Below are 11099 nucleotides of genomic sequence, written 5' to 3' on the forward strand. Positions count from 1 at the left end.
TACTTTTGATGGAAAACTGATATAATAAAAAAGAAATGTAGGTGATAAAGATTGAATCTTAGTGTTGTGATAAATTTTATAAGATCAGCGATAGATTTGATTGCAGTATGGTTTATTTTATATTACTTAATTTCAATGTTTAAGACAAATATGAAAACCATGCAATTATTTAAAGGTGTTCTTTTTATTTTGATTGTCAAAGTATTAACAAGTTTGCTTGGATTAACGACACTTAATTATCTTGTTGATAGTATTATTAATTGGGGTGTATTAGCCATTATTATTATTTTTCAGCCAGAAATTAGAACTCTGCTGGAAAAGATGGGACAAACCAAATTAGAAGTTAAAAAAGAAATAAGTAATGATGAAAAGGAAAGACTGATGGATGAATTGGTAGATGCGATTTCGACTCTTGCAAAAGAGCAGACAGGAGCATTAATTACTTTTGAAAGAGGTCAATCCATGATTGATTATATCAATACAGGAACAAAGATCAACGCCGATATACGTAGTGAACTTTTTTTGACTATTTTCTGGGAAGGGACACCGCTTCATGATGGGGCAACAATTATTCAAGGGGATCGTGTAGCCTGTGCGGCAGCATTTTATCCACCAACAAATAAGGAACTCAGTCCTAAATATGGAGCACGTCATAGGGCAGCGATTGGAATTAGTGAAATTACAGATTCATTAACTGTTGTTGTCAGTGAAGAAACAGGAACCATTTCTTTTGCAACGAATGGTGAATTAAGAAAGATTCCTATTAAGGAATTAAGGGCATCATTAGTGAATGAATTGCAATGGTTTAAATCTAGTGATGAAGGAGGTCAAGCTCATGAATCCTAGAAATCAAAAAAATAACAGACCTTTAAAAGATACAACAACTGACTTTTTCTTGAAAATTATTGAAAAAGAAAAAGACCAGACAAGTAAAGATACATCTAGTAAAGAAAGTGTCAATGAAAAAAAAGTGAAAGCTATTGATACGGGAGCACGCTTTTATAACTATATGAATCAGCTTTTAGATAAAATATTATCAAGTAAGGTCTCAATTACAATTTTATCTTTTGTCATGGCTGCAGTTTTATTTTATAGTGTATCAGGAAAAGATATTCTCACAAGTCCAACTTCAGGAGCAACATTAGAAAATGTTCCTGTTTATGTAGAAAATCTTGATGATTCTTTGGAAGCATCAGGCATACCTGAAAGTGTATCAGTTGTTTTGGTTGGACCATCGCTAGATATATATAAAACGAATTTTTCTAAAGATTATCAGGTTTATCTAGATTTGCAGGATTTAGATGAAGGAGATTATGTTTTGAATCTAAGAACACGTAATTTCCCTGAATCGTTACAGGTTGTATCCATTCCTAGTTCAATTAAGGTAACGCTTGCTAAAAAAGTAACGCGTACATTTGATTTAGGATATCGTTTTATTAATGAAGATCAACTGGATAGTAAATATTCGGTCAGTGTGAATCAAATGGATTTAGATACTGTAGAATTACGAGCAAGTGAAGAAACTTTATCTAGAGTCGAAACGGTTGAGGCTTGCATTGATGTATCTGATAAGACTGAAGATTTTGAACAAAATGCAAGAATTAGAGCTTATGACAGTAATGGTGAAGAATTAAATGTAGAAATGAGTCCTGAGTCTGTCCATGTCACATGTCAGGTATCATCTTATAGTAAGACAGTTCCTATTCATGTTAATCTTGTAGGGAACCTGCCAACGGGATATCAGGTATCTCAGTATACACTGTCACAAAGTGAAGTTACAATTTTTGGATTAGAAGAACAATTAAATGAAATTCAACAAGTTGAAGTTGATGTTGATATCACAGATTTAAAATCAAGTACAACAATGACGAATCTTGCATTGAAAAAGATAGCAGGTATTAATAAATTTTCACAGGATGCAATTGATGTCAGTGTGGAAATTGAAAAAGTCATTACAAAAAAATTCGATAACATTCCTATTAAGGTGTTGAATAATTCGCGTGATTATAAGGTTTCGTTTGCTGGTCAAGGACAGAATGCTTCAGTATCAGTAACAGGAACCGAAGATAAAATCAATACTTTAAAAGTTGACAATATTCAAGCAACAATTGATATTGATGGTTTGGATGTTGGAACACATCAGGTGAATGTTAAAATAGCTGGTGATGATGAAACATTAACAATGAAATTATTGTCATCATCTAAAGTTACAATTAATATAGAAAGGAATTAGAAAAATGGGAAAGTATTTTGGAACAGATGGATTTAGAGGAGAAGCAAATATAGATTTGACAGTAGAACATGCCTATCAGGTAGGAAGATATTTAGGATGGTATTTTTCACGTTCTCATCGAGCAAGAATTGTGATTGGAAAGGATACAAGAAGAAGTTCTTATATGTTTGAATATGCTCTTGTAGCTGGATTAACTGCAAGTGGAGCTGATGTATATTTATTACATGTGACAACAACACCTTCTGTTTCTTATGTAGTAAGAAGCGAAGAGTTTGATTGTGGAATCATGATTTCTGCTTCACACAATCCTTATTATGATAATGGTATTAAAATTATCAATGGAAAAGGACATAAATTAGAAGCAACAATAGAAAACCTCATTGAACAATATATTGATGGTTTAGCGGATCCTATTCCATTTGCTACAAAAGATAAGATTGGACGTACAATTGATTATTCAATGGGAAGAAATCGTTACATTGGATATTTAATGAGTATTCCAACACGTGCTTTTAAAGATATCAAAGTTGGTCTTGATTGTGCCAATGGTTCATCAAGCGCCATAGCAAAAAGTGTTTTTGATGCTTTAGGTGCTCAAACACATGTGATTAATAATCAGCCTGATGGGTTGAATATCAATACAAATTGTGGTTCTACACATATTGAAGTTTTACAGAAATATGTGGTTGAAAATGGTTTGGATGTTGGTTTTGCCTATGATGGTGATGCGGATCGCTGTATTGCAGTAGATGAATTTGGACGTGTAGTCAATGGTGATTTGATATTATATGTTTGTGGTTTAGAAATGAAACAAAAAGGTGAACTTTTAAATAACACCATTGTTACAACAGTGATGAGTAATTTTGGATTATATAAATCATTGGATAGGGCTGGTATTCAATATGAAAAAACAGCTGTGGGTGATAAATATGTTTATGAAAATATGATGAAAAATGGACATTGTATTGGTGGAGAACAGTCTGGTCATATTATTTTCTCTAAACATGCAACAACAGGTGATGGTATTTTAACATCATTGAAAATCATGGAAACAATGGTTGAAAATAAGAAAACATTAGCTCAACTAACTGAACAGGTTGAAATTTATCCTCAATTATTAATTAATGTAAGAGTGAGTGATAAGGCTTTAGCTCAAAATGATCCTGATGTTCAAAAAGCAGTCAAAGAAGTTGAAGAAGCATTAGGTGATGAAGGAAGAATTTTAGTACGTGAAAGTGGAACTGAGCCAGTTGTAAGAGTCATGGTCGAAGCACAAAGTGATGAAATCTGTCATGAATATGTTTTGAAAGTTGTTAATACAATCAAAGCAAAAGGGTATGCTGTAGAAAAATAATATAATTTCACATATTATCACAAAATATTGCCATTTTATATGGCAATATTTTGTATATAATGAATGAAAGAGGTGAGGAATGTGAAATACCGTATTAATATCATAGATGATGAAAAAAATTTAAATGATCTTGTCAGAACTTATTTAGAAAAAGAAGGATATATTGTTTATTCTTTTTATACATATGAAGAAGCTTTTTTGCATAAAGATGATGATGTCCATTTATGGATTGTAGATATTATGTTAGATAAAAATAGTGGTTTTGATTTACTGAATGAAATCAAAGCTTGTAAGCCTGATATGCCTATTGTTTTTATGAGTGCCAGAGATCAGGAATTTGATCGTATTATTGGATTGGAAAAAGGCTGCGATGAATATATTACCAAGCCTTTTAATATTAAAGAATTGATTTTAAGAATACATAATGTCTTAAAACGTGTTTATAAGGATGATCCAGCCTTGATTAATATTGATGGATATGCCATTGATGAAGAAAAAAGAAAGGTTTTATTTCAAAATACTGAAATTGAATTAACGACAAAAGAATATGAGTTATTACTTTATTTTATTAAAAATAAAGGATTGGCTATTTCACGTGATCAGGTTTTATCTAAAGTTTGGGATGAAAACTATTTTGGTAGTGACCGAGTTGTAGATGATACATTGCGTCGTTTAAGAAAAAAGATGCCTGATTTAAATATTAAGACGATTTATGGATTTGGATATAGATTAGATTAATATGGAAAAAATAAAATCAAAATTATCTTTTTTTAAAAAATTATCGTTGGTTCAACAGTTGATTGTTGTATTATGTTTTGTTGGATTATTATTGGTTGCTGTGTTAATGCCTATTGTTGATTATAATGTAACTTCAATTGTTGATAAGCAGATGTATGAACGTTTAACAATTTCTCAGTATTCTATCATATATAATAATATTATGCCCTATAAACAGGAAAAAGAGGTCTATCATATTATTTATGATACGTCCAATAATTCTTTTGTTCAATCTAATATAGGGAGTGTTCAGGTTGTTTATGATTTATACTCTTATCTCTTTAAAGATGATTTAGCTAAAATTGTCAATACAGATCAGGAAGTTTTAAAGAATAAAGGGGAGTATGATGAAAGAACATACTATTATATGATTACGAAAATCAATAATACTTCAAAATATTTGATTTCACTTGTGGATAGTGAATACTCTGTTTCCTTGATTACTTCATTACGTAATCAGATTATTTATATACAATATGGTTTCTTTATTATTTTTGCATTAGTGATGATTCTATGGGTTTTAACATTAATCAATCCTTTGAAAAAGATAAAAAATTATATTGATAATATTAAAGATAGAAAAGATAGTGATTTGATTATGAATCGTGAAGATGAGATTGGAATTGTTTCTAAGGCTTTGGTCGAAATGAAAGAAGATCTAGATAAACAGGAAAGTATTAAAGAAGAAATGATTCACAATATTTCTCATGATTTAAAAACACCTATCGCTCTTATTCAAACTTATGCACAAAGTATTAAAGATGATGTCTATCCTTATGGAGATAAAGATAGTTCTATTGATATTATTTTGGAAAATGCTGATCGTTTAGAACATAAAGTCAAATCATTTTTATATTTAAATCGTTTGGATTATTTGCAGGGTGAAGATAATGAAATAGGATCTTTTGCTATTCAAGATTTAATTGAAAAAATTGTTTTGCAGATGGATTTCATGAAGCCGGATTTACATTTAGAAACAGAATTAGAAGATGTTCAATTTGATGGTGATGAGGAACATTGGCGAGTGGCTATAGAAAATATTATTGAAAATGCTTCACGCTATGCAAAATCTGTTATTAAAATTACGCTTAAGGAAGATTATCTGGAAATATATAATGATGGTGAAAATATTGATGAATCCACTTTACCATATTTGTTCGATCCATATGTTAAAGGAGTGAAAGGGCAATTTGGTTTAGGACTTTCTATTGTTAGTAAAATTTCTTCTATGTTCCAGTATTCTGTGACTGCAAAGAATCATGATGTTGGTGTAAGTTTTATCTTTCAAAAGAAAAAATAAAGCATATCAGTTATGACTGACATGCTTTTTTTGTGTGTGCCACGCATGGCATAAAACTTGGTGGTGAAAGTCCACTGTGGAGGTTTCGTACTACCAACCACTAGCCAAAGACAAGGTATCCATCGTAAGGTGTGAACGGGAGGAAGTCGGAGGCAAAATCCTGACCCAAGGAACACGAACTATTTGAGGCATATGCTTATCGGATGAGATTGCGCAACAAATCAAAGTCCAATAGTACGACGGAATAAGCAATGTAAAGATAGTGGGTACATGGGATGAAAGTGTTATGTCTTACCGTGGGAGGTCCTAGGGACATGGTGAAAATGTAATCATGGTGGAAACGTTTGTCCTAGGAAGTCAGCCGAGGTCATAGTAGTGATGATGGTAACTGTAATGGTTATCTAGCGAAGGACCGAACATAAGGAGGTGAACTGGAGATGAAAGATACTCAAGATAAAATAGGATACTGTCAACTATCATTAGGCTTACTCTATGAAGATAGTACGGAATACGACAATAACGGAGAAGTGTATCCTGTATCAAAACAAGAGATATCACATATGAAGAACACCAATAGATTTGTAGTACATGGAAAGTTACTTGAAGCAATCGTAGAAGATGCCAATATAGAAAAGGCGATTCAAAGGGTTGTGAGCAATAAGGGGAGTGGTGGTGTAGATAAAATGCAAGTCGCAGAAGTTCGTACGCATTTCGCACAACACTGGTCTTATCTAAAGAAACTTATCATGGAGGGACATTATAGTCCGCAAGCCGTCAAAAGAGTAGAAATACCGAAAGATAACGGAAAGAAAAGAGGGTTAGGAATCCCAACAGTGACGGATAGGGTCATCCAACAAGCAATAGTACAAATACTTACGCCTATCTTTGAACCATTATTCAATGAAAACAGTTATGGGTTTAGACCTCGAAGAAGTGCTCATCAAGCAGTAAAAAGAGTCGTAGACTATGCCAATGAAGGATATCGATACACAGTAGACTTGGACTTGGAGAAATACTTTGATACAGTCAATCATTCAAGACTTATACAGATACTTTCACAAACTATTAAAGATAGAAGAGTCATATCACTCATACATAAATATCTCAATGCAGGAGTCGTAGTAAAGCATAAATTTGAAGAAACAACTAAAGGTGTACCTCAAGGAGGATTATGCCGATATCCACATAATCCGCCTTATGTGGAGTTAGTTATTATGCCGAGTTAATTTAAATTACCCTTTAATAATCATATGGTTTTCTTTATTTTCTCGGCATAATATTATTATTTAAAGCTGTTTAAGAAGTCTAATAATTCTTGATCTTTACTCCAATCAATATAATTTTCTTCAATTAATTTCGGTGCTAAATTATTTATGGCTTCATTTTTCTTTCTTGAATCTGCTCTTGCATAAATCATAGTTGTTGAAATATCTTCATGCCCCAAAAAATCTCGAATGTAGACAATAGGAATATTAACTGCAAGCATGTGCATTGCTTTACTATGTCTAAACATATGGGGATGAACTTTTGATGGAAAACTAGGATCATTATTTTTTAATATTGTTGCATATTTTTGAACAATATATTCTATTCCATCTCTACCCATCTGTTGATTATTTTTATTTTTAATCAAATATTCATTCTTTAATTTAACATCTGTAAAAAATTTAGATATGTAAACTTCTAGTATCTGATTCATATTTTTAGAAATAGGGACTATGCGTATTTTTGAACCTTTACCATGTAGTTTAACTGTAGGATTATTACCTAAATTGATATCTTCAATTTTTAAATCACATAATTCCTGTACTCTAGCACCTGTATCATATAATAAGCACATGATGATACGATGCCTCAATCCTGCTAATGTATCTGTGGGCGGAAGATTTATTAATTTGTTCATTTGTTCTTCAGTTAGATAATCAACTTGTCTAATAGTAGTTTTTAATGATTTAACTGATAAAACAGGCTGTAAATAAGCCAGATTTTCAATACTTTCATACTGTGCAAAATTTATAAATGATTTGATTCCTGCTAATCTTTGATTGATAGTAACAGGTGTATTCCCACGATTTTTCAACCATTCAATAAATTCAAGAACAAGTTCTCTATTAATTTGATGCATCTTAAATTTATTAATGTTCATACTTTTGTCATCTCTTAGAAAAAGAATAAATAATTTTAAAGAATCTTTATAGCTGTTTATAGTATTTTTTGAACAGTTTCGGTGAAGAGGTAAATATTCAGTTAAAAACTTGGTTATGAGAACTGCAAAATCAGTTGCTGTCATATTCTTCAATCTTTTCAATCATATTAGGATAGAAACTTTCAAGTTTTAACTGAATCATCGGAAAAAGTGTAGCTGTCAATTTAAGATAATAAGCTGTTTCATCAAAACTTTCATGACCTAACATCGTTTTCATATATGGCAGATATACCAATAAATTCTTTTCCTCATATACCCATTTCTTTAATAAATTAACACAATAAGTATGACGAAAGTCATGAACTCGTGGACCACGTCCACTATGCGATATTCCTGCTTTATCAAGATATCTTCTGAAATTTTTGTACACACACTGAAGTGTTAGTGGTTTGCCAGGTAATTTCATAAAGAAATATTCTGATTCATCAGAATCAATATGAATAGTTGATTTTAATTCTTTACATTTTTTTACTAATACAGGATGAATTGGAATTTTTCTGTCTTTATTATTTTTTCCGTTTTTAACTATAAAGTAGCCTTCATCCAAATGGAAGTCCTCAATTTTAGCCAATCTTAGCTCAGATACACGTAATCCGCTTGTATATAATAATCTAAAAAATATAGGCATAATAATATGACGATATGGGCATTCAGAAGGAACTGATTGACTCTTATCAACGGCTTCAAAAAATCTTCTTAATTCATCATCGGTATAGATATGTGCATTATATTTTGGGGCGCTTCTTGTCAATTTCTTTGGAGGAACATATACATCAAATCCTAATTCTAATAAATATGAGCATAGTACTCTCATAATTGATATTCTATTGTTTTGATTTGCTTGTGTTTCATACGTTTTTCTTAGACACCATTCATCAACTACTGATTTAATAATTACTTTTTCTTGTATGTTTTTATCTACAAAATATTTGTCTATTCTTTTTAATGCGAATTCTTCTGCTGCGTATTTAAATCCTTGTGCTCTCTTTAAATTGATCAGATCCTGAATTTCGTTTTTGAAAATACTATCGAATATTAATGTATTCATCATCAAACACCAAATCCAAAACGCATTCTTTTAATTTATCAAGATCTGTCTTTAAATAAATAGAAGTTATATCAGTACTAGAATGTCCAAGAATTGATGTGATAACTGGCAATTCAACCCCTGCATCGAGAAGCATAGAAGCTGATGTATGCCTTAGAGAGTGAAAGCCTCTATGACAATTTTTGTTTAATGGAATTTTCGCTTTTTTCATATAAAAATGAATTCTACCTGACAAATGGTTTTCATCACTTAGTATATCAAAAGGTGGCATATGTTTTAAAAATATATTTTTTGATTCATAATATTTAGGTCTTCCATTTTTTATATAATCTATTACTGCCCATCCAACTGCATCAGGGATAGGTAATGTTAATGGTTTTTTTGTTTTATGTTGAATAATGCTCAACTTTTTTTCTTCCCAGTTAAAATCATCAAATGTTAGATTCTTAATATCAGAAATACGTAACCCTAAAATACAAGCTAGTACTATCATTGCGTAATCCCTTTTTCCAATAGGACTGTTTCTATCAATGGTCTGTAATAATTTTTTAATTTCATCTTCAGTCCATACCGATGGTATCTTAGCCGATTTTGATATAGTTGGCATATGAATAAGAGAAGCAATATCACTTTTTAATATATTTTTTTCATTCAAATATCTTAAAAAATATCGTAATCCGCAGATATGTTGTTCAATCGTTTTAAAAGACATACCAGTAAAAGTTCTTATATAATCATTGCATATGGATAAATCAATATGACTAACATCAGTTATTCTTTTTTGATTAAGATAATCAAGAAATATTAGAGAAATTCTAATATAATGTTTTTTAGTAGATTTCGACAATTCGGTGTGATCTAAATAATCATTAAAATGAATATGAACATTTAAATAATCACCCTCTAATCTGATTGGATTTTTAGATGCATGATATCGTCTAGTAAGTACACCATGAAGCTTATAATCCTGTAAAATTTGAATCGACCTAATCAACTGCATCTGTTGATCTTTTAATTTGGATTCTTCAAAAACTGAAACAATACCATGAATCTTTTCCAAAAATATTAAACCTTTATCAATAGAAAAAACATCATCTCCATATTCTGATAAAAGAAAATCATTTAGTTTTTTCCATTCTCTTTTATAAAAGTTTATGGTGGATGAACTATAGTTATTATCAACTAATAATTCTGTTAATCCACTACAAATTAGTTCTAATCTCATAATCATCACGCTCCTTTAAATAGAAATAGAACTATATTTCTATTTAAATTGTGATGTATTATGCCGAGAAAATAAAGAAAACCATATGATTATTAAAGGGTAATTTAAATTAACTCGGCATAATAACTAACTCCACATAAGGAGGACCTCTAAGTCCAATTCTATCAAATATCTACTTAGATAAATTTGATAAGGAATTAGAAGCAAGGGGACTATGCTTTGTGAGATATGCGGACGATAGTAATATCTTCGTTAAAAGCGAGATGGCAGCAAATCGAGTGATGAAGTCAGTCACATCATGGCTAGAGAGAAAATTATTTCTAAAGGTCAGTGCAACCAAAACAAAGATAGTAAGACCAACGAATAGTCAATTTCTAGGTTTTACATATTGGAAGAACTCATCAAGATGGGAATGTATTCCTACAAAGAAGAGTAAGAAAAACCTGTATGACAAATGTCGAAAGGAACTCATCCGAAAGAAATGTGTTGCACAGACCAACACAAAAACATTCACTAGGATAAATCAAATCGTCAATGGATGGATAAACTACTTCCGAATTGGAAGAATGAAGAACTTCATAGATGAATTTGGTCAATGGTTGAGACATAAAATAAGGGTCATTATCCTGAAACAGTGGAAAACACCATCGAGGATATATAAAAATCTACAAAAGTTGAATGAGAAATTGCCTTATCACTTCAGTGATGAGCAAATCTATTCGGTAGCGAATACAAGGCTTGGACTATATAGACAAGCAAATGGGAATGTAGTTAACTTCTTACTTAATGCGGATATTCTAGCCATAAGAAAAGAGGAAAGACCTGGTTTGGTCAATCCCCTCGCATACTATCTAAGATAGGTTGTATTAACATATAAATGTAGCGCCGTATACGAGACCCGTACGTACGGTGCAATGAGAGGGGCGAAGATTAATTTCTTCCCTCTACTCTATTTT

At 31.3% G+C, this 11099-nt stretch carries 10 protein-coding genes and 1 pseudogene; 8 read left to right on the plus strand and 3 right to left on the minus strand.

The window, feature by feature from the left end; genetic code table 11:
- Positions 1 to 51 precede the first annotated feature (51 nt).
- The 6 genes from cdaA (at position 52) to B5E48_RS03700 (ending at position 6890) form a co-directional block, all read left to right on the plus strand.
- Positions 52 to 846 (plus strand): diadenylate cyclase CdaA, encoded by a 795-nt coding sequence (gene cdaA, locus B5E48_RS03675; protein WP_087243014.1) that lies wholly within the window; start codon positions 52 to 54, stop codon positions 844 to 846.
- Positions 836 to 2233, plus strand: a complete 1398-nt coding sequence (locus B5E48_RS03680) for a CdaR family protein (protein WP_087304123.1) — start codon at positions 836 to 838, stop codon at positions 2231 to 2233. Before cdaA ends, B5E48_RS03680 begins: the two co-directional genes overlap by 11 nt.
- 4 nt (positions 2234 to 2237) lie before the next feature.
- On the plus strand, positions 2238 to 3587 hold the full coding sequence (glmM, locus tag B5E48_RS03685) for a phosphoglucosamine mutase (RefSeq protein ID WP_087304124.1): 1350 nt from the start codon (positions 2238 to 2240) through the stop codon (positions 3585 to 3587).
- An 81-nt stretch (positions 3588 to 3668) separates the two neighbouring features.
- Positions 3669 to 4325, plus strand: coding sequence for a response regulator transcription factor (locus B5E48_RS03690; RefSeq protein WP_087243008.1), 657 nt, complete (start codon positions 3669 to 3671; stop codon positions 4323 to 4325).
- 1 nt (position 4326) lies between these two features.
- Entirely contained in the window at positions 4327 to 5664 is a 1338-nt protein-coding gene (locus B5E48_RS03695) for a HAMP domain-containing sensor histidine kinase (RefSeq protein WP_087304125.1), read from the plus strand.
- A gap of 560 nt (positions 5665 to 6224) precedes the next feature.
- Positions 6225 to 6890 carry a reverse transcriptase domain-containing protein gene (locus tag B5E48_RS03700; RefSeq protein WP_241146911.1) on the plus strand — a complete coding sequence of 222 codons (666 nt, stop codon included), beginning with the start codon at positions 6225 to 6227 and terminating at the stop codon, positions 6888 to 6890.
- Positions 6891 to 6946: 56 nt separating this feature from the next.
- Here B5E48_RS03700 and B5E48_RS03705 read toward each other — a convergent pair whose 3' ends face one another.
- The 3 genes from B5E48_RS03705 to B5E48_RS03715 are packed head-to-tail and all read right to left on the minus strand — an operon-like array spanning position 6947 to position 10143.
- Entirely contained in the window at positions 6947 to 7954 is a 1008-nt protein-coding gene (locus B5E48_RS03705; RefSeq protein ID WP_087246132.1) for a site-specific integrase, read from the minus strand.
- Positions 7941 to 8918 carry a tyrosine-type recombinase/integrase gene (locus tag B5E48_RS03710; protein WP_087246130.1) on the minus strand — a complete coding sequence of 326 codons (978 nt, stop codon included), beginning with the start codon at positions 8916 to 8918 and terminating at the stop codon, positions 7941 to 7943. Before B5E48_RS03710 ends, B5E48_RS03705 begins: the two co-directional genes overlap by 14 nt.
- Positions 8896 to 10143, minus strand: a complete 1248-nt coding sequence (locus B5E48_RS03715) for a site-specific integrase (RefSeq protein WP_224762640.1) — start codon at positions 10141 to 10143, stop codon at positions 8896 to 8898. The genes B5E48_RS03710 and B5E48_RS03715 overlap by 23 nt, the downstream gene beginning before the upstream one ends.
- Before the next feature lie 152 nt (positions 10144 to 10295).
- Here B5E48_RS03715 and B5E48_RS14020 point away from each other — a divergent pair.
- Positions 10296 to 10517 (plus strand): annotated as a pseudogene (locus B5E48_RS14020) (reverse transcriptase domain-containing protein); the annotation flags it as partial.
- Positions 10518 to 10613: 96 nt separating this feature from the next.
- Positions 10614 to 11003, plus strand: a complete 390-nt coding sequence (locus tag B5E48_RS14025; RefSeq protein WP_479684559.1) for a group II intron maturase-specific domain-containing protein — start codon at positions 10614 to 10616, stop codon at positions 11001 to 11003.
- Positions 11004 to 11099: the final 96 nt, after the last annotated feature.

Source organism: Massilimicrobiota sp. An105 (assembly GCF_002161155.1).
Lineage (GTDB): Bacteria > Bacillota_I > Bacilli_A > Erysipelotrichales > Coprobacillaceae > Allocoprobacillus > Allocoprobacillus merdigallinarum.